The sequence below is a fragment of the Pseudomonas sp. DWRC2-2 genome (genome assembly GCF_049897885.1).
In the GTDB taxonomy this organism is placed as follows: domain Bacteria; phylum Pseudomonadota; class Gammaproteobacteria; order Pseudomonadales; family Pseudomonadaceae; genus Aquipseudomonas; species Aquipseudomonas azotoformans_A.
In genome coordinates this window covers 20,639-42,935 of record NZ_JAFCXD010000014.1, presented here as the reverse complement: position 1 = coordinate 42,935, position 22,297 = coordinate 20,639, and the positions used below count along the sequence as shown (strand labels likewise).

The window sequence follows — 22,297 nt, the reverse complement described above, 5'->3', positions numbered from 1 at the left end:
ATCCTTAAGCCTTGATGCAATCGACGGTGTAACAACGACCACTGCCGTCATCTTCGTGTTGCAACCCATGAACATCGGCGACAAAACCGGGGAAACTGCTATCGAACGTCCGGGCAAACGCCAGGTAGTCGATGATCGAGCGCGTCGACTCGGTAAAGCGCTCGCCCGGCATGATCAATGGAATACCGGGCGGGTAAGGCACCAGCATCACTGCTGCGACGCGCCCTTGCAAGGCATCAATGGACACTGCCTCTACTTCGCCCCTCACCAATTGGTCGTAGGCGTCGGCCGGTTTCATCGCGATTTCCGGCAACACGGTGTACATGCGCTTGAGGTGTTTGGCCGTGGCATTGCTGCGGTAACAGCCGTGCAATTGGTTGCACAGATCGCGCAAACCCAGCCCCTGGTAACGCACCGGCCCTTGGGCGAACACCGAAGGCAGGCAACTGGCCAGGCTGACATTGGCGTCGTAACTGCGCTTGAATTCCAGCAACTCGGTGAGCAAGGTACTCCATTTACCCTTGGTGATGCCCATGGAGAACAACACGAGGAAGGAATACAGCCCGGTTTTTTCCACCACCAGGCCACGCTCCCAAAGGAATTTACTGACGACGGCTGCGGGGATCCCGCAATCGCTGAGGGCGCCGCCGGCATTGAGGCCGGGCATCACCAGGGTCACTTTGATCGGGTCCAGCAGCACATAGTCTTCGGCCACATCGCCGAAGCCATGCCAATCATCCTCAGGGTGCAACAGCCAATCGGCGGTGACGACGCGGTCGATACCCGCCACCGAGGGTGGCTGCCAGATCGAAAACCACCAATCCTCTTCAGCAATGTGCTGGCGCAGGTTGGCCAGGGCGCGGCGAAAACTTAACGCCTCGTCGAACATTTCCTGCAACAGCGAACGCCCGGCCGGGCCTTCCATCATCGCCGACGCGACATCCAGCGAAGCAATGATGCTGTATTGCGGCGACGTGGAGATGTGCATCATGAAGGCTTCGTTGAACCGATCACGGTCCAGTTGGCGTGCGCCACCGTCCTGCACATGGATCATCGAGGCCTGGCTGAAGGCCGCCAGCAGCTTGTGGGTCGAGTGGGTGGTGAACACCAACGGACTGTCTGGCGTGCGCGAAGTGCCCATGCCGTAGCGCCCGGCGAAGAACTCATGAAACGCGGCGTAGGCATACCAGGCCTCATCAAAATGCAGCACCTCGACGCTGTTGCCCAGTTGCTGCTTGATCAGCTCAGCGTTGTAGCACAGGCCGTCGTAGGTGGAATTGGTCACCACGGCCATTTTCACTTTCGGCGGGCGGCCACGGGTGAGCGGGCTGGCGTCGATCTTGGTGCGGATCGATTCGGGGCTGAATTCGCTCAGGGGAATCGGGCCGATAATCCCCAGTTCGTTACGTTCGGGGCACAGGTACAACGGGATGGCGCCGGTCATGATGATCGAATGCAACACCGACTTATGGCAATTGCGGTCCACCAGCACCAAGTCATCGCGGCCGACCATGGAATGCCAGACGATCTTGTTGGCGGTAGAGGTGCCGTTGATCACGAAGAAGGTGTGGTCGGCGCCAAAGTTGCGCGCGGCGCGGGCTTCGGCTTCGGCCAGTGGGCCGGTGTGGTCCAGCAACGAGCCGAGTTCAGGCACCGATACCGACAGGTCGGAGCGCAGCGTGTTTTCCCCGAAGAACTGATGAAACGCCTGCCCCACCGGGCTCTTGCGGTAGGCCACGCCACCACCATGGCCGGGGGTGTGCCAGGAGTAATTGGAGTCGGCGGTATGTTGCACCAGCGCCTTGAAGAATGGCGGCAACAGGCCATCCAGGTAAGTACGCGCCGCACGGGCGACTTGCCGCGCAAGAAACGGCACGGTGTCTTCGAATAGATAGAGAATGCCGCGCAGCTGGTTGAGTTCGCTCATAGCGTCGGCGGGCGCATTTTCCAGAGTGACTTGCTCGCCCAGGGCAAAGATCGGCAGGTTCGGCGCCCGCAGCCGCGCCAGGCGGATCAGCTCGACCATGTTTTGCAGCAAGTGGGTATTTTCGCCAGCGCCTTCGGCGGCGATCAGCATGCACGCCAAGCCATGATGGGTAGAAGCCACCAGTCGCCCTTCGGCGTAATCCACTGCGGAAAAAATACTGAAGCCCTCTTGTTCCAGCTCTCGGGCGATGCCTCGGACCCGGTCACCGGCAACGGTGTCGGCCTTGATGTCACGGTGCACGATAAGCACAGGAAACTTCAGGTCTTTGTACATGAGTGCGTTCAGTCCTGAGGGCTATGCACTCAAGGGTAGAAGCTGGGGGGCGATGACGCGAATGAAGATTTCAACGGTTGTACAAATCAAAGGTGGGAGCGGGCTTGCTCGCGAATGCAGTGTGTCAGTCGATAGATAAGTTAACTGAACCACCCTATTCGCGAGCAAGCCCGCTCCCACATTTTTACCGCGCTTTTCCAGCCTATTGCTGGGTCAGGGTTGACCACAACGCCGGCGCACCCGCCGACTTGGCAATCGCTTCCAGCCGCGCCGCATGCTCGGCCAGGTCCTGCTCACTGGCGCGGATAATCGTGGTCGGCTTGCGGTCGCCTGGCAGGCGACGGATTTCCGAAGGACGGTTGCCCGAGCCTTCCGCCGAGCCGCTGCCGTCTGAAGCGTTACCCGCCAGGGACAGGCTGGTCTGCCCGCCGGTCATGGTCAGGTAGACGTCGGCAAGAATCTCAGAGTCGAGCAAGGCGCCGTGCAGCTCACGGCCGGAGTTGTCGACGCCATAACGCTTGCACAAGGCATCGAGGCTGTTGCGCTGGCCGGGGTGGCGCTCACGGGCCATCATCAAGGTGTCGAGGATCGAGCAGTGCTGGGAAATGTCTGCACGATCGGTCTGCCCCATCAGGGCAAATTCGTTGTTGATGAAGCCGACGTCGAACGCCGCGTTATGGATGATCAACTGGGCGCCGTTGATGAACTCAAAGAATTCATCGGCGACTTCAGCGAAACGCGGCTTGCCCTTGAGGAACTCGTCGGTGATGCCGTGGACGCCGATTGCGCCTTCGTCACTGTCGCGGTCCGGTTGCAGGTAGACGTGGAAGTGACGCCCGGTGAGGCGGCGACCCATCAGTTCGACACAGCCGATTTCAATGATCCGGTGGCCGTCGGTCACCGGCATGCCGGTGGTTTCGGTATCGAGTACAACAGATCGGATGGCCATCAGGGTTCAGCTCTCAACGGTGTGGTGTATTTCAAGGGGCGCGATATTAACACGTGAGTCGACATCAGCTCTGTTTGTAGCCGCGCACTTCGTCCACGCCACGGTTGGCCAACTGGTCGGCGCGTTCGTTGCCGGGGTGGCCGATGTGGCCGCGTACCCATTTCCAGGTGATGTCATGGCGATTGCATTGCTCATCGAGCAGTTGCCACAGGTCGGCATTCTTCACCGGCTCCTTGGCTGCCGTCTTCCAGCCGCGTTTCTTCCAGTTGACCATCCACTCGTTGATGCCCTTCATCACGTATTGCGAGTCGGTCACCAGCAACACGTTGCAACGGCGCTTGAGTTCTTCCAGGCCGCGAATCGCGCCCATCAGCTCCATGCGGTTGTTGGTGGTATTGGGCTCGCCGCCCCACAACTCTTTCTCCACGCCCTTGCACACCAGCAACGCGCCCCAGCCGCCAGGGCCGGGGTTGCCTTTGCAGGCGCCATCGGTGAAGAGTTCTACGCTATCGGTCATCGGTTGCTCGGTATTCATTCAAAAAGAGGGTCATGCGTCGCTTTGCTTGCGGTTGACCTTGGCCATCGGCATCGGCACCAACTTGCCCATCGGCTCGCGGCGTACCTGTTGCACCGGCCGCAACCCAACCACGATCTTGCGCGCCACCAGCAGATAGAAGCCGCCACCCGACAATTGCCAGGCGCCTGCGCGGCGCTCCCAGCCGGCCAGGCGGGCTTGCCACTTGGTCGACGCAAGCGGCGGACGATAGCACCCGAAGCGGCGTTTCTCCAGCGCGAAGCCCAGCAGGTTCAGCCAGTCCCCCACCCGTTGCGGCGAGATGCAACGCGCCTGACGCAAGGCGTCGTGGGCGAACACATGGCGCAAGCCCCAACTGCTCCAGGGGTTGATCCCGACAATCAGCAAATGACCACCCGGACGCACACTGCTCGCCGCTTCGCGCAGCAAGCCGTGGGGCGACAGGCAGAAATCCAGGCCATGCTGCAACACCACCACGTCTGCGGCGTGCTCGCTCAACGGCCAGGCCTGCTCCTCGCAGACAATCTCCACCCCCGGCAACGGTGCACCCAGGCGAACATTGCGCTGCACCTGGGGGGCGCACGGCGGCGTTTCGGCCGAAGGTCCGTAATGCACCAGGTAGCCGCCAAAGAACCGGCCCAACTCGTCTTCGAGCATGCGCCGTTCTTCGTCCAGCAGAAATTGCCCGATCGGACCGGACAGCCATTCACGGGCTGCACTGATCAGGGCCAGCCACTCAGGATCGGCCTGGGCGAACGCTTTATCAGTCATTGCATTCTCCAACTCGCCTAGACGTTCTAAGATGCACCAATGTGTTCAGCTTGGCGAATCGAAGAATGATACAGATCAGTGCCCTGCCCGCCTTCACCGATAACTACATCTGGTTGTTACAAGACCCGAGCACCCAGCGCTGCGCCGTGGTCGACCCCGGCGATGCCGCGCCGGTACTGGCCTGGCTCAAGCAAAACCCTGAGTGGGTCCTGAGCGACATCCTCATCACTCACCATCACCACGACCATGTCGGCGGCGTCGAACAACTCAAACGGGTGACTGACGCCAAGGTCTACGGCCCAGCCAACGAGAAAATCCCCGCGCGGGACGTCGCCCTTAACGATGACGAGCGGATCAGCGTGCTCGGCTGGGATTTCGACATTTATACCGTACCCGGCCACACCCTGGGCCATATTGCGTTTTATCACCAAGGCGTGCTGTTCTGTGGCGACACCCTGTTCGCCGCCGGTTGCGGGCGCCTGTTCGAAGGCACGCCAGAACAGATGCACACCTCCCTTGAGCGTCTGGCCGCGCTGCCCGCCGACACCTTGGTGTACTGCACCCACGAATACACACAAAGCAACCTCAAGTTTGCCCAGGCCGTGGAACCGAACAATGCCGATATCGCCGAACGGGTGGAAAACGTCCGCCAATTGCGCGAACGTGGCGAGATCACGCTGCCTTCCAACCTGGCCCTGGAAAAGCGCACCAACCCCTTTCTGCGCACCTCTGAAACATCCGTTAAACAAAAAGCGGACGAACGGAATGGCCGCGACAACCGCTCTGGGGCCGAGGTGTTTGCTAGCTTGAGGGCGTGGAAAGATAAGTTCTAACGGGAAGCAATCTGATACGTAATTTCTGAATGGTTGACCGGAACCAAACGGGTTTCTAGAATCGCCCGACATTTTTGCCCGGAACTTACTTCCAGCCAATGTCGTCATCTATTCGTAAATCCAACCATTCAGACGCATTGACCCGCCTGGCTCAAGCTGTGGCGGTGGCTGTGTCCGCCACGCTGGCGGGCTGCCAATCAAGCAATTTCACCGCACAATCCACCGTGCAACCCAAGCCAAACCTCAGCGCCAAGATCAAACAGAAACCCGTCATCTGGCTTTCTCAAAAGCCCGCTCCCGAAGTGCCCCAGGATGTCTGGGAGCGCATGCGAAGGGGCTTTCAATTGCAGGATGGTGTAGGCGTCAACCCACGTATCGAGCAACAGCGACTGTGGTTCGCGAGCAACCCTTCCTTCCTTGAGAACGCCGGCGAACGCGGCAGCCTCTATATTCATTACATCGTCGAACGCCTTGAAGAACGCAACATGCCCCTGGAGCTGGCGCTGCTGCCAGTGATTGAAAGTGCCTACAACCCAATGGCCTATTCGCGCAGCGATGCGGTCGGCTTGTGGCAGTTCATTCCCTCCACCGGGCGCTACTTCAACCTGCGCCAGACCCGGGCCTATGATGGCCGCCGCGACATCACCGCCTCCACCACCGCCGCCCTCGACTACCTGACCCGTCTGCACGACATGTTCAACGGTGACTGGCTATTGGCCCTGGCCGCCTACAACGCCGGCGAAGGCACGGTGAGCCGGGCAATCGAGCGCAACGAGAAGCTCGGTCTGCCGACCGACTACTGGAACCTGCCCCTGCCCCAGGAAACCAAGGACTACGTGCCCAAGTTCTTGGCGTTGTCCCAAGTGGTGCTGGCGCCCGAGGCCTATGGCGTCAACCTGAACCCGATTGCCAACACGCCGTACTTCGAAGTGGTTGAAGTCAAGCAAAGCATGGACCTGTCACGGGTCGCCGCACTGGCCGAAATCGACGAAGACGAATTGTTCCAGCTCAACCCCGCGCTGAAACAGCGCACCACTCTGGATGGCCCGCAGCATCTGCTGGTGCCGAGTTCCAAGGCACAACTGCTCACCAGTACCCTTTCGACGATGAAGCCAGAAGAATTGCTGGCAATGCGTCCGAAAAAGCAGGTGTTCGACGAAGTCGAAACCGCGCGCGTTGCCGGCCGTACCCGCAGCTACAAGGTGCGCAGTGGCGACAACCTGACGCTGATCGCCAAGGCCAACAAGGTCGATGTGCATGACCTGCAGCGCTGGAACAAGCTCAACGGCCAGGCGCTCAAGGTCGGCCAGACCCTGGTGATGCAGGACACGCGCAAGCTGGTGGCCAAGGCCGACAGCAAGAAGCCGGTGCAATACAAGGTCAAGAAAGGCGACTCGTTGTACATCGTTGCCAAGCGTTTCAACGTCGAGATGCAACATCTCAAGCGCTGGAACCCGCGTACTGGCCAGGCGTTGAAGCCGGGGCAGATGCTGGTGGTTTCCGGGCCACGCTGAGACCTCAGGCACACCGGGGAGCTAATGTGGGAGCGGGCTTGCTCGCGAATGCGGTGTGTCAGTCACTAGATGCATTAACTGATCCTCCACATTCGCGAGCAAGCCCGCTCCCACATTGGATCTACATCATCCCAACCGGCTTTTTCCAACCGGAACAAGCTGTTACTGTACCGATCATAAAGCGCAAGCCGCCTGGATCGGATCCCTGACTTGAAGCGTCCCCTCCTTCTACTAATAAGTCTGGCCTTGAGCTTTGGTGCGAACGCGGCGATTACCGAGAGCCACGGTTATACGCAGTTCGGCAGGCTCAAGTACCCGGCCAAATTCACCCACTTCGATTGGGTAAACCCCGCAGCGCCGAAAGGCGGGACATTGCGGGTCATGGCCTTTGGCACCTTCGATACGCTCAATCCCTATACATTCAAGGGCTCCAGCCCAGTTTCCACACCCAATTTCCTGCAGTACGGCGTCAACGAGCTGAACGAGCCATTGATGGTCGGCACCGGCCTGTACGCGCCCTCCGGCGATGAGCCCACCTCCAGTTATGGGCTGATCGCCCAGTCGGTGGAGTACGGCGAGGACCGCAGCTGGGTGGTGTTCAACCTGCGCCCGGAAGCGCGTTTTCATGATGGCAAGCCAATCACGGCCTATGACGTGGCGTTTTCCTATCGCACCCTGCTGACCGAAGGCCATCCGCAATACCGCACCAACCTGCAGGAAGTGGCGCGGGTGGATATCCTCAACCGACACCGGATCCGCTTTGTGTTCAAGCGCGCCGGCAACCCGTTGCTGATCCTGCGTCTGGGCGAATTGCCGGTATTGCCCCAGCACTACTGGAAAAACCGCGACTTCAAGGCCACCACCTTCGAACCACCACTGGGCAGCGGGCCGTACCGTATCAGCAAGGTCACGCCTGGCCGGCAACTGGTGTTCGAACGGGTCAAGGACTACTGGGGCAAGGACCTGCCGGTCAACCAGGGTTTTTATAACTACGACAAGGTCGAAGTGGAGTTCTATCGCGACAGCGACGTGGCCTTCGAAGCCTTCAAGGCTGGCGAGTTCGATATCTATATCGAGCATCAGGCCAAAAACTGGGCCAACGGCTACAACTTCCCGGCGGTGAACCGGGGCGACGTAATCAAGGCGCAGATTGCCCACCAGATCCCGACCCAGAGCCAGGGCCTGTTCATGAACAGCCGGCGACCGAATTTCAGCCAGACCAAGGTGCGCGAAGCCCTGGGGCTGATGTTCGACTTCGAATGGACCAACCGCACCCTGTTCAGCAGCGCCTACAAACGTACTTTGAGCTATTACCCTAACAGCGAATTCTCCGCTACCGGCGTGCCCACCGGCCATGAATGGCTGATGCTCTCGCCCTACCGCGAGCAATTGCCGGCCAACCTGTTTACCCAGCCGTTCAGCCTGCCCCAGACCGACGGGCGCGGCATCCCCCGCGAGACCATGCGCCGCGCCCTGGCCCTGCTCGGTGACGCTGGCTGGAAGCTCTCCGGCCAACGTCTGCTGAACAAAGACGGCCAACCGCTGCGCTTCGAGATCCTGCTGGTCAACCCGAACCTGGAGCGCATCCTGCAGCCCTATGTCGAGAACCTGATCAGCATCGGCATCGACGCGCGCCTGCGCACCGTCGACCGCGCCCAATACAAGCAACGCCTGGATCAATTCGACTTCGACATGATTCTCATCACCCTCAACCAGACCTTGAGTCCGGGCCTTGAGCAGTGGCAGTACTTCCACTCCAGCCAGGCCGCGATCAAGGGCAGCAAGAACTACGCAGGCATTGCCAACCCGATTGTCGATCACCTGCTGGAACAACTGCTGGCCGCCAAGACCCGCGAAGAGCAACTGGCCGCCGGCCGTGCCCTGGACCGGGTGCTGCTGTGGCAGCACTACAGTATTCCCAACTGGTACCTCAACTATCATCGCTTGGCGTACCGCAACCGGTTCGCCTTTGTCACCACGCCGCCCTATAGCCTGGGCCTGAGCGCGTGGTGGCTGAAAGCTTCGGAGAAAGCCCAATGATGTATTTGCGTACTGCACTGCTCGGCGGCCTGCTGCTGTGCACCGCGGCCCACGCCGCCCCGCAACATGCGTTGACGCTCTACAACGAACCGCCCAAATACCCCGCCGACTTCAAGCACTTCGACTACGTCAACCCGGACGCGCCCAAGGGCGGCACGTTCCGCGAGTCGGCCATGGGCGGCTTCGACAGCCTCAACCCGTACATCAGCAAGGGCGTGCCGGCCGACAACCTCGGTTTGATCTACGACACCCTGGCCATGCAAAGCCTGGACGAACCCATCACCGAATACGGCCTGGTCGCCGGCAAGATCGAAAAAGCCCCGGACAACAGTTGGGTGCGCTTCTATTTGCGCCCCGAAGCCCGCTTCCATGACGGTCACCCGATCCGCGCCGAAGACGTGGTGTTCACCTTCCAGGAACTGATCAAGGAAGGCTCGCCGATCTACCGCACCTACTACGCCGACGTCGACGAAGTGATCGCCGAAGACCCGCTGAAGGTGCTGTTCAAGTTCAAGCGCACCAACAACCGCGAATTGCCGCTGATCCTCGGGCAACTGCCGGTATTGCCCAAGCATTGGTGGGTCACCCGCGATTTTGCCAAGGGCAACCTCGAAGTGCCGCTGGGCAGCGGGCCGTACAAGGTGGCCGAGGTCAAGGCCGGGCGCATGATCCGCTACGAGCGGGTCAAGGATTACTGGGCCAAGGACCTGCCGGTCGCCAAGGGTTTCTACAACTTCGATAACCGCATCACTGACTATTACCGCGACAGCACCGTGTCCCTGGAAGCCCTCAAGGCCGGGCAGTTCGACTATTGGCTGGAGTTCAGCGCCAAGAACTGGGCCAACGCCTATAACATCCCGGCGGTGGCCCAGGGCCGCTTGATCAAGGAAGAAATTCCCAACGGCAACCCCACCGGCATGCAGGGCTTTGTGTTCAACATGCGCAAGCCGATGTTCCAGGACGTGCGCGTGCGCAAGGCCATCAGTCTGTTGCTGGATTTCGAATGGAGCAACAAGCAGCTGTTCAACGGCGCCTATACCCGCACCCGCAGCTACTTTGAAAACTCGGAAATGGCCGCCACCGGCCTGCCGGGCCCGGATGAACTGGCGATCCTCGAACCGCTGCGCGACAAGATCCCGCCCGAAGTCTTCACCCAGGCCTTCGAACCGCCCAAGACCGACGGTAGCGGCATGATCCGCACCCAGCAGCGCGAGGCCTACCAACTGCTGCAGGAAGCCGGCTGGCGCATCGTCGATGACAAGATGGTCGACACCACCGGCAAGCCGGTGAAAATCGAGTTCCTGCTGGCCCAGACCGAGTTCGAACGCATCCTGCTGCCGTTCAAGCGCAACCTGGCCGACCTGGGCATCGACCTGGTGATCCGTCGGGTTGACGTCTCGCAGTTCATCAACCGCATTCGCTCGCGGGACTTCGACATGCTGGTGGGCAGCTTCCCGCAGTCCACCTCGCCGGGGAACGAACAGCGCGAGTTCTGGAAGTCCTCCAGCGCCGACAAACCCGGCAGCCGCAACTACATGGGGCTCAAGGACCCGGCCATCGACCAGTTGGTGGAAGAGCTGATCGACGCCGATTCGCGCAAAAGCCTGGTGGCGCACGCCAAGGCCCTGGACCGCGTGTTGCAGTTCGGCTACTACGTGATCCCGAACTGGCACATCAAGACCTTTCGCGTGGCGTACTGGGATCACCTGGGCCACCCCAACGTCCCGCCGCGCTACGACGTCGGCACCGCTACCTGGTGGGCCAAGCCTGACGTAAAACCCGCCGTCACCTCAGAACCAGACACCAGCGCCGATCCGGCGAGTGGAGGCGATTAAATGCTGGCCTATATCTTTCGCCGCCTGTTGCTGATCATTCCCACCCTGTTCGGGATCCTGCTGATCAACTTCGTCATCATCCAGGCCGCCCCCGGTGGCCCGGTGGAGCAGATGATCGCCAAGCTTGAAGGTTTTGAAGGCGCCACCAGCCGCATTGCCGGTGGCGGCGCCGAAGTGTCGGTGGCCGGTTCCAGCAGCTACCGAGGCGCCCAGGGCCTGGACCCGGCGCTGATCAAGGAAATCGAGAAGATGTACGGCTTCGACAAATCGGCGCCGGAACGCTTGTGGATCATGGTCAAGAACTACGCCCAGCTGGATTTTGGCGACAGCTTCTTCCGTGACGCCAAGGTCATAGACTTGATCAAGGAGAAGATGCCGGTGTCCATTTCCCTCGGGTTATGGAGCACGCTGATCATGTACCTGGTGTCGATCCCGCTGGGGATCGCCAAGGCCACGCGGCACGGCAGTCATTTTGATGTGTGGACCAGCTCGGCGATCATCGTCGGCTATGCGATCCCGGCGTTCCTGTTTGCGATCCTGCTGATCGTGGTGTTTGCCGGCGGCAGTTACCTCGACTGGTTCCCCTTGCGCGGGCTCACGTCGAACAACTTCGACGAACTGAGCTGGGGCGGCAAGATCCTCGATTACTTCTGGCACCTGGCGCTGCCCATCACGGCCCTGGTGATCGGCAACTTCGCCACCATGACCCTGCTGACCAAGAACAGCTTTCTCGATGAGATCAACAAGCAGTACGTCGTCACCGCCAAGGCCAAAGGCCTGACCAACCACCGCGTGCTGTACGGCCATGTATTTCGCAACGCGATGTTGCTGGTGATCGCCGGTTTCCCTTCGGCCTTTATCGGGATTTTCTTCACCGGTTCTTTGCTGGTGGAAGTGATTTTCTCCCTCGATGGCCTGGGTCTGATGAGCTTTGAGGCGGCGATCAACCGCGACTACCCGGTGGTGTTCGGCACGCTGTTTATCTTCACCCTGCTGGGACTGATCGTGAAACTGATCGGCGACCTCACCTACACCCTGGTCGATCCGCGTATCGACTTTGCCAGCCGGGAGCATTGAGATGAATCTATCCCCCCTCAATCGCCGCCGGTTCGAGCGGTTCAAGGCCAACAAGCGTGGCTGGTGGTCGCTGTGGCTGTTCCTGATCCTGTTCGTGCTGAGCCTGGGCGCCGAGCTGATCGCCAACGACAAGCCGCTGGCTGTGCACTACGACGGCGGCTGGTATTTCCCGGCGCTCAAGCGCTACCCGGAGACCACCTTTGGCGGTGAATTCCCGCTGGAGGCCAACTACAAGAGCCCCTACATCCAGGAACTGCTCAAGGCCAAGGATGCCTGGACCTTGTGGGCACCGATTCCGTTCAGCTACCAGAGCATCAATTACGACCTGAAAGTGCCGGCGCCCGCGCCGCCTTCCAGCGTCAACTTGCTGGGCACCGATGATCAGGGCCGCGATGTGCTGGCGCGGGTCATCTACGGCTTCCGTGTGTCGGTGCTGTTTGCCCTGACGCTGACAGTGCTCAGCTCGATCATCGGCGTGATCGCCGGGGCCTTGCAGGGTTTCTACGGCGGATGGGTGGACTTGGCCGGGCAGCGCTTCCTGGAGATCTGGTCCGGGTTGCCGGTGCTGTACCTGCTGATCATCCTCGCCAGTTTCGTGCAACCCAACTTCTGGTGGTTGCTCGGCATCATGCTGCTGTTTTCGTGGATGAGCCTGGTGGACGTGGTGCGCGCTGAGTTCCTGCGCGGGCGCAACCTGGAATACGTGCGCGCCGCCAGGGCCCTGGGCATGCAGAACGGCGCAATCATGTTCCGCCACATCCTGCCCAATGCGATGGTGTCGACCATGACCTTCATGCCGTTCATTCTCACCGGCGCCATCGGCACCCTCACCGCCCTGGACTTCCTCGGTTTCGGCTTGCCGGCCGGTTCGCCGTCGCTGGGAGAACTGGTGGCCCAGGGCAAATCCAACCTGCAAGCGCCGTGGCTGGGCATGAGTGCCTTTGCCGTGCTGGCGATCATGTTGAGTTTGCTGGTGTTTATCGGCGAGTCCGCTCGCGATGCCTTCGACCCGAGGAAATGAGATGAATCAGGACAATCTGATCGAAATCCGCGACCTCTCCGTCGAGTTCGTCACGGGCGAGCATCACCACCGTGTGGTGAACAATGTCAGCTTCGACATCAAGCGTGGCGAGACCATTGCCCTGGTGGGCGAAAGCGGCTCGGGCAAATCGGTGACCGCCCACTCGATCCTGCGCCTGCTGCCCTACCCGCTGGCGCGGCATCCCTCCGGCACCATTGACTATGCCGGGCAGGACCTGCTCACACTGAAAGAAAAAACCATCCGCCATATTCGCGGCAACCGCATTGCGATGATCTTCCAGGAGCCGATGACCTCGTTGAACCCGCTGCACTCCATCGAGAAGCAGATCAACGAAGTGCTCGGGCTGCACAAGGGGCTGCAAGGCAAGGTCGCCACCCAGCGCACCTTGGAGCTGCTCGATCTGGTGGGCATTCCCGAGCCGCACAAACGCCTCAAGGCCCTGCCCCATGAGCTGTCCGGCGGCCAGCGCCAGCGGGTGATGATCGCCATGGCCCTGGCGAATGAGCCGGAGTTGCTGATCGCCGATGAGCCGACCACGGCGCTGGATGTGACGGTGCAATTGAAGATCCTCGAATTGCTCAAGGAGTTGCAGGCGCGGCTGGGCATGGCGCTGCTGCTGATCAGCCATGACTTGAACCTGGTGCGGCGTATCGCCCATCGTGTGTGCGTGATGCAAAAGGGTTGCATCGTCGAGCAGGCCGACTGTGAAACACTGTTCCAGACGCCCCAGCATCCGTATACCCAGGAACTGCTCGCGGCGGAGCCCAGCGGCGGACCGGCCAGCAACGAAGTCGGCCCCCCGTTGCTGGAAGTCGATGACCTGAAAGTCTGGTTCCCGATCAAGAAAGGCTTCTTGCGCAACACCGTCGATTACGTCAAGGCGGTGGACGGCATCAACTTCAGCCTGCCTCAGGGGCAGACCCTGGGCATCGTCGGCGAAAGCGGCTCGGGCAAATCCACCTTGGGCCTGGCGATTCTGCGGTTGATCGCCAGCAAGGGCGGCATTCGCTTTGAAGGCCAGCAACTGGACAAGCTCACCCAGCAGCAAGTGCGCCCGCTGCGCCGGGAAATGCAGGTGGTGTTCCAGGACCCGTTCGGCAGCCTGAGCCCGCGCATGTGCGTCAGCGAGATCGTCGGCGAAGGCCTGCGCATCCACAAGATGGGCACGCCGGCCCAGCAGGAAGCCGCGATCATCGCGGCGCTCAAGGAAGTGGGCCTCGACCCCGAATCCCGCCACCGCTACCCCCACGAGTTCTCCGGCGGCCAGCGCCAACGCATCGCCATCGCCCGCGCCTTGGTGCTCAAGCCGCGCCTGATCCTGCTCGATGAACCTACCTCAGCCCTGGACCGCACGGTGCAACGCCAAGTGGTGGAACTGCTGCGTAGCCTGCAGGCCAAGTACAACCTGACCTACCTGTTCATCAGCCATGACCTGGCGGTGGTGAAGGCGCTGAGTCACCAGTTGATGGTGGTCAAGCATGGGCAGGTGGTGGAACAAGGCGATGCCAAGGCGATTTTTGCCGACCCGCAGCATGCCTACACCCGGCAGCTGCTGGAGGCAGCGTTCCTCGTACCCATCTGACCTAAACCGTTAAGTGCAGAGCCCGCGCTTAAGTATCTGGAGGGAACGGCCACCATGCTATCGAATACGTCTATGCACCCGGCGCACGCACCGCGCTTCTGGCGCGACGAGCGCCTGCCCTTCATCGAGGCACGCACCATCGACGATGGGCGCAAGGTGACCTATACCCGGCACGCGCACGAGCACTTTTCCATTGGTGCGGTGACAACCGGCCGCAGCTACTACCACTATGGCGCCGACACCTTCGAGATCAGCGCCGGTACCGTGGTGTTGATGAACCCCGACGACGTGCACGCCTGCAATCCCATCGCCAATGAGCCGTGGTCCTATCAGATGGTGTACCTCGACACGCCCTGGCTGACGGATTTGCAGCATCAGTTAGGCTTCAGTGCTGACCAGGGCTACCGGCCCTTCAACACGCCTTACACCCAGGACCCGGTGCTGTACCAGGGCCTGCTGGCGTTGTACCGGATATTGGTGGATGAACAGGCCGAGCACCTGAAAAAACAAAGCGCTTTGGTGAGCTACTTCAGCGAAGTACAGCAGCGACTCAACCCCTCCCATACCCCGCTGCGCGAGGTCAACCAAAGGCTGGAGCGGGCCGCCGAGTACATCCGAGAGCACTGCACCCAGGCGCTGAAACTGGAAGATATCTGCGGTGCGGCCGAGCTGTCGCCCTCCTACCTGATCCGTGCGTTCAAGCAGTATTACGGCCTCACGCCCCATGCGTTCCTGGTCAACCAGCGCATCCAGTTTGCCCGTACGCAATTGCGCCAGGGCGAGTTGATCGCCGATGTAGCCCTGGCCGCAGGCTTCGCCGACCAGGCGCATTTCCAGCGCACCTTCAAACAGCACTTCGCCGCCACGCCGGGGCAGTACCGCGACCGGCTCACGCCATCAGCAAATAACCCACACTGGCCACCAGCAACGCGGCCATTGAACGGTTGAACACCCGCACGCCCTGGGGATTGCCCAGGTAGCGGCGCAGGAAGGTTCCCGCATAGGCCCAGCATGCCACCGACAGGTAGCAGATCACCAGGTAAAGCGCCGCAAACAGCCAGACTTGCGCGGCGTCGCCGTCCGCGACGAACAGCCCCATCCCCGCCACACAGGCCAGCCACGCCTTGGGGTTGAGCCATTGCATGATCGCGCCATACAGCATCGACGGTGCGGTGGCAGTGCCCTCGGCATCCAGTCGACCATCGTCGACCGCTAGCTTCCAAGCCATGTACAGCAGGAAGGCCACTGCGCCCCACTGGATCAGTTGGGTCAGGATCGGCCAGCGCACCAGTACCTCATGCAGGCCCAGGCCAATCAGCACCAGCAACAAGGTGAACCCCACGGCAGCGCCAACCACATGTTTCTGGCTGGCGACAAACCCGAAACGCGCCCCCGAACTCAGCGCCACCACATTCACCGGTCCCGGCGTGATGGAAGTGGCCAACGCGAAGGCGGCCATGGAAATGATCAAGCTCATTGCAGTTCCCTTTTATTCGAGCGAGTGACGATGACGTTACGGTAAAGAGCAAAAGGATCGGGGTATTGAACAAAATGCCCCTCTTCGTAGAATTTTGTATACAGCTGTAGACTTGTAGCGATTTCAGCCCTAAAGTCAGCCTGAATTCATTCACACAGGCGGGAGAAAGGTCATGGCGGAAACGGTTGTGGTCACCGGAGGCACGGGCTACATCGCCGTCAGCGACGAGTCCGTGTGGTTCGACCCCAATGAAACCCACGTGACCCCTTATCGCCACGCCAAGCGCCAGGCCGAGCGTGCCGCGTGGGACTTCATGCACAAACAAACCGGCCCGACCACACTGACCACCGTGCTCCCCGGTGCGGTGTTCGGCCCGATCATGAGCGCCGACACCCTCGGGTCCGTGCAAGTCATCGCCCGCCTGTTGCAAGGTCGCGCCAAAGGCAACCCGCGCCTGGGCTTCGAAGTGGTGGATGTACGCGATCTCGCCGCCCTGCATATCCGCGCCATGACCGCATCGGCCGCCGCCGGACAGCGGCTGTTGGGGGTTGGGCAGTTCCTGTGGATGGCAGAAATTTCCCAGATGCTGCGCGACCACCTGGGCGACGCCGCCAACAAGGTGCCCAGCCGTAACATCCCGGATTGGCTGATGCGCCTGCTGGCACGCTTTGATCCGCTGCTGCGCGGCCTCACCCCCAACCTTGGCCGCCAACACCGCCACACCTCAGAAAAAGCCCGCGTGATGCTGGGCTGGCAGCCTCGCCCCAGCAGCGAGACGCTGATCGATTGTGCCAATAGCCTGATCGCCCACAAGGTCGTTTAGACGCTTTTATTCCATTGATATAACTGCATTTTTTTCTTTCAAACGCCCGGTTTTGATAGGCAAAAATGCGTATTTCCGGTGCCGGCGCCGGTGCTAGAGTTCAGCCCCTACTCATCGCAAACAAGGAACCGCTATGTCACGTCGCCTGCTGGCAGCTGCCTGCCTGATGCTGTCTTTTTCCGCTACTCAAGCCGCTGAACGCTGGGAAACCCTGCCGCCAACGCCCGCCGCCGTGGCCGGCGCCAAGACCGGCTACGCTGCCGTCAACGGCATCAAGGTCTACTACACCCGCACCGGCCACGGCTCGCCGGTGGTGCTGCTGCACGGCGGCCTTTCCAACTCCGACTATTGGGGGAACCAGGTCAAGGCGCTGTCGGCCAAACACACGGTGATCAGCATCGACAGCCGTGGCCACGGGCGCAGTTCGCGGGATGAAAAACCCTACGGCTACGACCTGATGGCCGACGACGTGGTGGCCGTGCTCGACCACCTGAAAATCCCGCGCGCCGACATCGTCGGCTGGAGCGACGGTGCGATTATCGGCATCGACCTGGCCCTGCGTCATCCGGACCGTATCGGCAAAGTGTTCGCCTTCGCCGCCAACACCCAGACCGCCGGCGTAAAAGACGGTGTGGAGAAAAACCCGACCTTCGCCGCCTTCATCGAACGCGCGGGCAAGGAGTACGCCAAGCTGTCGCCGACGCCAAAAGAGTACGACGCGTTCGTCGAGCAAATCAGCCATATGTGGGCCAGCCAACCGAACTGGACTGACGCGCAACTGCAAAGCATCAAGACGCCGATCCTGATTGCCGACGGCGACCATGACGAAGCGATCAAGCGCGAACACACCGAGTACATGGCCGCAACCATCCCCGGTGCAGGCCTGCTGATCCTGCCGAACACCAGTCACTTTGCCTTCCTGCAAGACCCGGCGTTGTTCAATGCCGCACTGCTGGGCTTCCTCGACAGCAAATAGACCCTGTACCCTGTGGGCGCGCACCGGGTGCGCGCCCACAGTTTCCAGCCACGTCAGGATGCCAATGCCCAACCCCATTCCACGCCGGCGCAATGCCGCCGTCACCCGCGAAACCATTTTGTTGTCCGCACGCAAGGCGTTTGCCCAGTCGGGCTATGACGGTGCCGGGGTGCGCGAAATCGCCGCTGGCGCGGGCGTGACGGCAATGCTGGTCAACCGCTACTTCGGCTCCAAGGAGCAGCTGTTTGCCGAAGTGATCGCCGACACCATGGCCAGCCCGATCATCCTCACCGAGAACAATCTCAGCTCGGAAAACCTCGGCCGAACGATGGCTACCGCACTGGTCAGCATCACCGAAGCCGGCAGCACGCCGCTGGAAGGCTTCCTGATCATGCTGCATTCGGCGTCCAGCAAACGCGCGGCGATCATCGGCCGCGAGCAAGTGGAAAAGGGCCATCAGGCGACCATGGCCGCCGCGCTCAAGGGCGCCCATCATGAAGAACGCGCCGCGTTGGTAATGGCGCTGGTGTCGGGCTTCCAGGTGATGCGCCAGATGTTGGAGTTGTCGGCATTGGCCAAGGCCGATCCGCAGGTGTTGATCGACCTGCTGACGCCCTTGTTCCAACAGTTGGTGGACGGCCAGCCGGGGCCTATTTGACGAACAGTTCGCGGTCCCGCGCCTTCACATGGCCAGGGCGATAGTAGGCGTCAAACCAGGCTTTCTCACCCGCAGCCGGAGGTTTGGCCAGACGCAGGGTTTGCAGCGCGCCAGGCTGGCTGGCATTGACGCGAAAGTGGAAATGGTCGAATAGGCGCAACGCCTCGATGGCATACACCACGGCGATCTTGCGGTCTTCGATGCGGATCAGGTGGTCGCCGTTGTTCTTCTCTCCACCGCCGGCCAGGTTGGATGAACCGGTGTACACCGTGGGGTTGGCGCCATTGAAGTCCGTGACCACAAACTTGTTGTGCACCATGTTCCCCGCATTGCCCGACCACTCCGACTTGAACGGCGCCGGGGCGTTGCTCGCCAGGTAGGCGAACGGCAACAGCCCCACCGAACCGTCCGGCTTGCGCACGGCCAGCTTGCCGGTGCGCTGGGCCACGCCGTAGGAGAACAGTGCGCGCTGCATCAGCTCGTCCAGTGCTGTGCGCACTTTGCCGTTGATCAGGCTCAGGAACACGATGGAATACAGCACCGAACTGGTGGCGTTTTCGATGCTGGTGGCGATGGGGTCGAGGGACAACGCGCTGTCGGCATGCGGCGCAAAACACAGCGACACTTTGGAGCCTGGCTCGTCGCGCACCACCCACCACTGTTGCGAGAGCGGGTGCTTGCGGAACGTCGTGGGTGAGGTCCAATAGGCGTCGAAGACTTCGGCGAACTTGCCCGCGACCGTTTCGTCGTCAAACAACAGCACGTTATTGGCCTGGATATACAAGCCGCGCAAAGCAAAGTTGGTGGAACCACCGAGCACCCGGATCGCCTTGCCGGCGCGGCGCACAATCAACACTTTATTGTGCTGCTGGCTGGAGAAATGCAGACGCTTGATCTGCGCTCCGGCCGCGCTCATGCGAGCGGCACTGATGCTTTCGCAGCTGTCGGCGGCGCCCTGGTCGCCATGGTCATCGATGATTGCACGCAGGCGCGGGCCGAGCTGTTCCAGGCGGCGCAGGATGTCCGGTTCCTTGCTTTCGTAGATCAGTGCGTCGAGGCTCAACTCGGGGTCGTTCGCCACCTGGTCGAGCACCTGCAGAATCAACTGACGCGCCTCAAAACCCAACCATTGGTAGTTGCGCTCGAAAGGCACCATGTCCAGCTCCAGGTAGGCACTGGGGGCGGAACGGGCCGGTGGCAGGATGCGTGTTTCATTGTCGAAACGGTCGCCGTAGGCCTGGGAGGACGCAAAGCCCCGGGTAAAGCCGATATTGACGAAATGGCTGATGGTCTGCGCTTCGAGGCTCACCTGCCCTTCCACCCCGACGCCCTTGCTCAGTGTGCCGTCAGCCCCCATGTAGCAAGCGGTGACGCGGTAGCGGAAAAGGCCTGGTGGGATCTCACTGGGTACGTGGATCCAGCGGAATTTCTGGAACGGTGCCTCGATGGACGGAAAAGTCCGCGGCCGTTCGGGCGTAGGTGGGTAATCGAAGTGCAGGCGGTTGTGCAGCACACCCCAATGAGTGGCGCCGGGGTAGCGCACTTCGATGCTGAAGCCGACAAAGTCAGGGGTGGCCAGGTCCGGCGCCAAGTCGAACGCCAGCAGTGCAGCGCCCTCTCCTCGGTACAGCTTGAAGGTCAACCCCTGGAACGTGGTCTTGCTCTCGAAATCGGCGCTCAAGCGATGTCCCTTCCAATGGGAGACGGTGCTTGGAGTCTAGCGCCTGCGCCGGATCAAGCCAGTGGCGCTTGAGTGACAATATCGTCAATACCCAACACCCGCCCGTCCTCGGCGAGGATCTCGACGTTGCGCAGCGGCTTGAGCGAGCGTGCATCGAGTACCTGGGTGCCGACATGTTCAGGCTCGGTGAAGGCTTGACCCCACTGCGCCAGTGTCACCAACACCGGCATCAATGCGCGGCCCTTGTCGGTGAGCTGGTATTCGCTGCGCGCGCCGACTTCGCTGGTTTGCAGCAAGCCTTGCTCGACCATGTCTTTCAGGCGGGTGGCAAGGATGTTTTTCGCCACGCCCAGGTGCTTCTGGAAATCTCCGAAGCGAGTCACCCCGGCGAATGCATCGCGGATGATCAACAGCGTCCACCAGTCACCCACCACGTCCAGGGCGCGCGCCACTGGGCAGCAATCGCCTTCCAGGCATTTGCGTTTCATCGTCGGCCCTCCAGGCAGCTGTAAAATTAGGTTGCATTATAGGACCAACAGGCACAGGATAAAAACAGTTTCATCATTAAACCTAATTTGTAACCTGGAGCTGATCATGGATATTCGTGGAAAAGTGGTAGTGGTTACCGGTGCCAATCGCGGCCTGGGCAAAGCGTTCGTCAATGCCTTGCTCGAAGGCGGCGCAGCCAAGGTCTACGCCGGTGCGCGCGACCCCAGCAGCGTCAACATCCCCGGCAGCACGCCGATTGCCCTGGACATCACCGATCAGGCCAGCGTGCAACGCGCCGCCGAGCAGTGCACGGACGTGGATATCGTGATCAACAACGCGGGGTTCCTGAAGTACGGCTCATTGTTGGCGGAGGACAGCGTCGAGAACCTGCAACAGCACTTCGACGTCAACACCTTCGGCACCCTGCGCGTCAGCCGTGCCTTTGCGCCGATCCTGGCCAAGCAAGGCGGCGGTGCGTTGATCAATGTGCTGTCGGTTCTAAGCTGGCTGAGCCCTCCGGGCGCCGGTGGCTACAGCGCCTCCAAGTCCGCCCAGTGGGGCCTGACCAACGGCCTGCGCGGCGAGTTGCGTGAGCAGAATACCCTGGTGATCGGCGTGCACCCGGCCTACATCGACACCGACATGGTGGCCGACGTGCAAGCCCCGAAAAGTACGCCCCAGGAAGTGGTCGCCCTCACCTTGCAGGCCTTGAGCGACGAGCGTGAAGAAGTGCTGATCACCGACATGACCCACGGGGTCAAAGCCTCGTTGTCCACCGACAGCCCGGTCTACCTCAACCGTTGATCAACGAAAAGTGCGCGCCCACCCCGGCGCGCACGCCTTCGGCCACGGCCAGCGCGACGGAACCGGCGGCCAGCGACGTATCACCACAGGCAAACACGCCAGGCACGGAGGTCTGGCGCATGTCGTTGGTGTGCAGGTAAAGGCCAGTGGGGCCGTCGGCCAATTCGCAACCCAGCTGCTCGGCCAAGGGGCTGATTCGGGTGCGGGACATCGTGAAGATGCCGTCGAGGTTGAAGACTCGGCCATCGTCCATTTCCAGGTCGGCGCGCTCACCGCTGATACGCCGTACCGCCGCGTTTTCCACGCTGACCCCACGTCGATCCAACTGCGCCTGCTGATCAGAATCCGGGGTAAACACGCCATTGGTAAACAAGGTGGTGGTGCCCCAGTCCGGCAACATCAGCGCATGGTGCATGGCCAGCGGTGAGGTGGCGAGAACGCCGATGCGGCCTTGATCCAGCTCATAGCCGTGGCAGTACGGGCAGTGGAATACGTGCTTGCCCCAACGTTCTTGCAGGCCTTCGATAGTGGGCAACTCGTCGACAACGCCGGTGGCGAGGATCAAGCGCTTGGCCTGGAACGTACCGTTGTATTCGGTGCGAACGCTGCAACCTTCGGCCTGAACCACGCGGTCCTGCACCCACGTGACCGTCGGGTACTCCATCAATTGGCTGCGCCCTTCGGCAGCGATCATCTCCGGCGCCTGGCCGTCCTGGCCGAGAAAACCGTGGGAGGTGGTCGCAAAGCGATTGCGCCGCTGTGCCGCATCAATCACCAGTACCTGGCGCCGCGCCCGCGCCAATTGCAGGCCGGCAGACAGGCCCGCGTAGCTGCCACCCACGATAATCACGTCGTACATCATGAAAATGACCCCATGTTGTGTGCCCTCGGTTATCCGAGGGCTTTCACGACACACCATAAGTTACGTAAAAATAGTCCGTCAAGAGTCTC

General features: G+C 61.1%; 20 protein-coding genes. 12 read left to right on the top strand and 8 right to left on the bottom strand.

The features are described from left to right. Positions 1–4: 4 nt before the first annotated feature. From ACP7EW_RS30575 to ACP7EW_RS30560, 4 genes are all read right to left on the bottom strand, one after another. Positions 5–2,260 (bottom strand): Orn/Lys/Arg decarboxylase N-terminal domain-containing protein, encoded by a 2,256-nt coding sequence (locus ACP7EW_RS30575; protein ID WP_426221782.1) that lies wholly within the window; start codon positions 2,258–2,260, stop codon positions 5–7. 202 nt (positions 2,261–2,462) lie between these two features. Then, positions 2,463–3,203: a DNA polymerase III subunit epsilon gene (gene dnaQ, locus ACP7EW_RS30570; protein WP_177053027.1), complete on the bottom strand. Its 741-nt coding sequence runs from the start codon at positions 3,201–3,203 to the stop codon at positions 2,463–2,465. A 70-nt stretch (positions 3,204–3,273) separates the two neighbouring features. Next, positions 3,274–3,726 carry a ribonuclease HI gene (gene rnhA / locus ACP7EW_RS30565; protein ID WP_010210917.1) on the bottom strand — a complete coding sequence of 151 codons (453 nt, stop codon included), beginning with the start codon at positions 3,724–3,726 and terminating at the stop codon, positions 3,274–3,276. Between the two features lie 30 nt (positions 3,727–3,756). Next, positions 3,757–4,515, bottom strand: coding sequence for a methyltransferase domain-containing protein (locus tag ACP7EW_RS30560; protein ID WP_016979721.1), 759 nt, complete (start codon positions 4,513–4,515; stop codon positions 3,757–3,759). 65 nt (positions 4,516–4,580) lie between these two features. Between ACP7EW_RS30560 and gloB the strand changes: the two genes are divergently transcribed. The 8 genes from gloB to ACP7EW_RS30520 all read left to right on the top strand — a co-directional run bounded on the left by gloB (position 4,581) and on the right by ACP7EW_RS30520 (position 15,386). After that, complete coding sequence (gloB, locus tag ACP7EW_RS30555) at positions 4,581–5,348, top strand: hydroxyacylglutathione hydrolase (RefSeq protein WP_426221781.1); 768 nt, start codon at positions 4,581–4,583, stop codon at positions 5,346–5,348. 98 nt (positions 5,349–5,446) lie between these two features. Continuing rightward, a complete protein-coding gene (locus ACP7EW_RS30550) occupies positions 5,447–6,862 on the top strand; it encodes a lytic transglycosylase domain-containing protein (RefSeq protein WP_038849325.1) in 1,416 nt (471 codons plus the stop codon). A gap of 210 nt (positions 6,863–7,072) precedes the next feature. Continuing rightward, positions 7,073–8,902: an extracellular solute-binding protein gene (locus ACP7EW_RS30545; protein ID WP_426221780.1), complete on the top strand. Its 1,830-nt coding sequence runs from the start codon at positions 7,073–7,075 to the stop codon at positions 8,900–8,902. Next, complete coding sequence (locus ACP7EW_RS30540; protein WP_426221779.1) at positions 8,899–10,737, top strand: extracellular solute-binding protein; 1,839 nt, start codon at positions 8,899–8,901, stop codon at positions 10,735–10,737. The genes ACP7EW_RS30545 and ACP7EW_RS30540 overlap by 4 nt, the downstream gene beginning before the upstream one ends. Next, on the top strand, positions 10,738–11,814 hold the full coding sequence (locus ACP7EW_RS30535) for a microcin C ABC transporter permease YejB (RefSeq protein ID WP_033902277.1): 1,077 nt from the start codon (positions 10,738–10,740) through the stop codon (positions 11,812–11,814). Position 11,815: 1 nt separating this feature from the next. Beyond that, on the top strand, positions 11,816–12,835 hold the full coding sequence (locus ACP7EW_RS30530) for an ABC transporter permease (protein ID WP_012723835.1): 1,020 nt from the start codon (positions 11,816–11,818) through the stop codon (positions 12,833–12,835). 1 nt (position 12,836) lies between these two features. After that, complete coding sequence (locus tag ACP7EW_RS30525; protein WP_426221778.1) at positions 12,837–14,438, top strand: ABC transporter ATP-binding protein; 1,602 nt, start codon at positions 12,837–12,839, stop codon at positions 14,436–14,438. A 54-nt stretch (positions 14,439–14,492) separates the two neighbouring features. Further along, on the top strand, positions 14,493–15,386 hold the full coding sequence (locus ACP7EW_RS30520; protein WP_426221777.1) for an AraC family ligand binding domain-containing protein: 894 nt from the start codon (positions 14,493–14,495) through the stop codon (positions 15,384–15,386). Here ACP7EW_RS30520 and ACP7EW_RS30515 read toward each other — a convergent pair. Next, positions 15,328–15,915, bottom strand: coding sequence for a LysE family translocator (locus ACP7EW_RS30515; protein WP_426221776.1), 588 nt, complete (start codon positions 15,913–15,915; stop codon positions 15,328–15,330). The two genes, ACP7EW_RS30520 and ACP7EW_RS30515, sit on opposite strands and share 59 nt — an antisense overlap. A gap of 172 nt (positions 15,916–16,087) precedes the next feature. Between ACP7EW_RS30515 and ACP7EW_RS30510 the strand changes: the two genes are divergently transcribed. The 3 genes from ACP7EW_RS30510 (at position 16,088) to ACP7EW_RS30500 (ending at position 18,372) form a co-directional block, all read left to right on the top strand. Then, on the top strand, positions 16,088–16,738 hold the full coding sequence (locus tag ACP7EW_RS30510) for an aldehyde reductase (protein ID WP_426221775.1): 651 nt from the start codon (positions 16,088–16,090) through the stop codon (positions 16,736–16,738). A gap of 133 nt (positions 16,739–16,871) precedes the next feature. Next, complete coding sequence (locus ACP7EW_RS30505; RefSeq protein WP_061436467.1) at positions 16,872–17,714, top strand: alpha/beta fold hydrolase; 843 nt, start codon at positions 16,872–16,874, stop codon at positions 17,712–17,714. A 64-nt stretch (positions 17,715–17,778) separates the two neighbouring features. Further along, entirely contained in the window at positions 17,779–18,372 is a 594-nt protein-coding gene (locus ACP7EW_RS30500) for a TetR/AcrR family transcriptional regulator (RefSeq protein ID WP_426221774.1), read from the top strand. Here ACP7EW_RS30500 and ACP7EW_RS30495 read toward each other — a convergent pair. Both ACP7EW_RS30495 and ACP7EW_RS30490 read right to left on the bottom strand, forming a co-directional pair. After that, on the bottom strand, positions 18,365–20,053 hold the full coding sequence (locus ACP7EW_RS30495) for a phospholipase D-like domain-containing protein (RefSeq protein ID WP_426221773.1): 1,689 nt from the start codon (positions 20,051–20,053) through the stop codon (positions 18,365–18,367). The two genes, ACP7EW_RS30500 and ACP7EW_RS30495, sit on opposite strands and share 8 nt — an antisense overlap. A gap of 53 nt (positions 20,054–20,106) precedes the next feature. Then, positions 20,107–20,541, bottom strand: a complete 435-nt coding sequence (locus tag ACP7EW_RS30490; RefSeq protein ID WP_033902288.1) for a winged helix-turn-helix transcriptional regulator — start codon at positions 20,539–20,541, stop codon at positions 20,107–20,109. 106 nt (positions 20,542–20,647) lie between these two features. Here ACP7EW_RS30490 and ACP7EW_RS30485 point away from each other — a divergent pair, with 106 nt between their 5' ends. Then, positions 20,648–21,346 (top strand): SDR family oxidoreductase, encoded by a 699-nt coding sequence (locus ACP7EW_RS30485; RefSeq protein WP_038846576.1) that lies wholly within the window; start codon positions 20,648–20,650, stop codon positions 21,344–21,346. On the opposite strand, the gene ACP7EW_RS30480 is transcribed toward ACP7EW_RS30485, so the two are convergent. After that, on the bottom strand, positions 21,336–22,208 hold the full coding sequence (locus ACP7EW_RS30480) for an NAD(P)/FAD-dependent oxidoreductase (protein ID WP_426221772.1): 873 nt from the start codon (positions 22,206–22,208) through the stop codon (positions 21,336–21,338). The two genes, ACP7EW_RS30485 and ACP7EW_RS30480, sit on opposite strands and share 11 nt — an antisense overlap. Positions 22,209–22,297: the final 89 nt, after the last annotated feature.

Excerpts from the sequence above, each read along its gene's own strand:
- ACP7EW_RS30575 (WP_426221782.1), bottom strand. The coding sequence starts at position 2,260 with ATGTACAAAGACCTGAAGTTTCCTGTGCTTATCGTGCACCGTGACATC.
- rnhA (WP_010210917.1), bottom strand. The coding sequence starts at position 3,726 with ATGACCGATAGCGTAGAACTCTTCACCGATGGCGCCTGCAAAGGCAAC.
- ACP7EW_RS30560 (WP_016979721.1), bottom strand. The coding sequence starts at position 4,515 with ATGACTGATAAAGCGTTCGCCCAGGCCGATCCTGAGTGGCTGGCCCTG.
- gloB (WP_426221781.1), top strand. The coding sequence starts at position 4,581 with ATGATACAGATCAGTGCCCTGCCCGCCTTCACCGATAACTACATCTGG.
- ACP7EW_RS30550 (WP_038849325.1), top strand. The coding sequence starts at position 5,447 with ATGTCGTCATCTATTCGTAAATCCAACCATTCAGACGCATTGACCCGC.
- ACP7EW_RS30540 (WP_426221779.1), top strand. The coding sequence starts at position 8,899 with ATGATGTATTTGCGTACTGCACTGCTCGGCGGCCTGCTGCTGTGCACC.
- ACP7EW_RS30535 (WP_033902277.1), top strand. The coding sequence starts at position 10,738 with ATGCTGGCCTATATCTTTCGCCGCCTGTTGCTGATCATTCCCACCCTG.
- ACP7EW_RS30530 (WP_012723835.1), top strand. The coding sequence starts at position 11,816 with ATGAATCTATCCCCCCTCAATCGCCGCCGGTTCGAGCGGTTCAAGGCC.
- ACP7EW_RS30525 (WP_426221778.1), top strand. The coding sequence starts at position 12,837 with ATGAATCAGGACAATCTGATCGAAATCCGCGACCTCTCCGTCGAGTTC.
- ACP7EW_RS30520 (WP_426221777.1), top strand. The coding sequence starts at position 14,493 with ATGCTATCGAATACGTCTATGCACCCGGCGCACGCACCGCGCTTCTGG.
- ACP7EW_RS30515 (WP_426221776.1), bottom strand. The coding sequence starts at position 15,915 with ATGAGCTTGATCATTTCCATGGCCGCCTTCGCGTTGGCCACTTCCATC.
- ACP7EW_RS30510 (WP_426221775.1), top strand. The coding sequence starts at position 16,088 with ATGGCGGAAACGGTTGTGGTCACCGGAGGCACGGGCTACATCGCCGTC.
- ACP7EW_RS30505 (WP_061436467.1), top strand. The coding sequence starts at position 16,872 with ATGTCACGTCGCCTGCTGGCAGCTGCCTGCCTGATGCTGTCTTTTTCC.
- ACP7EW_RS30500 (WP_426221774.1), top strand. The coding sequence starts at position 17,779 with ATGCCCAACCCCATTCCACGCCGGCGCAATGCCGCCGTCACCCGCGAA.
- ACP7EW_RS30490 (WP_033902288.1), bottom strand. The coding sequence starts at position 20,541 with ATGAAACGCAAATGCCTGGAAGGCGATTGCTGCCCAGTGGCGCGCGCC.
- ACP7EW_RS30485 (WP_038846576.1), top strand. The coding sequence starts at position 20,648 with ATGGATATTCGTGGAAAAGTGGTAGTGGTTACCGGTGCCAATCGCGGC.
- ACP7EW_RS30480 (WP_426221772.1), bottom strand. The coding sequence starts at position 22,208 with ATGATGTACGACGTGATTATCGTGGGTGGCAGCTACGCGGGCCTGTCT.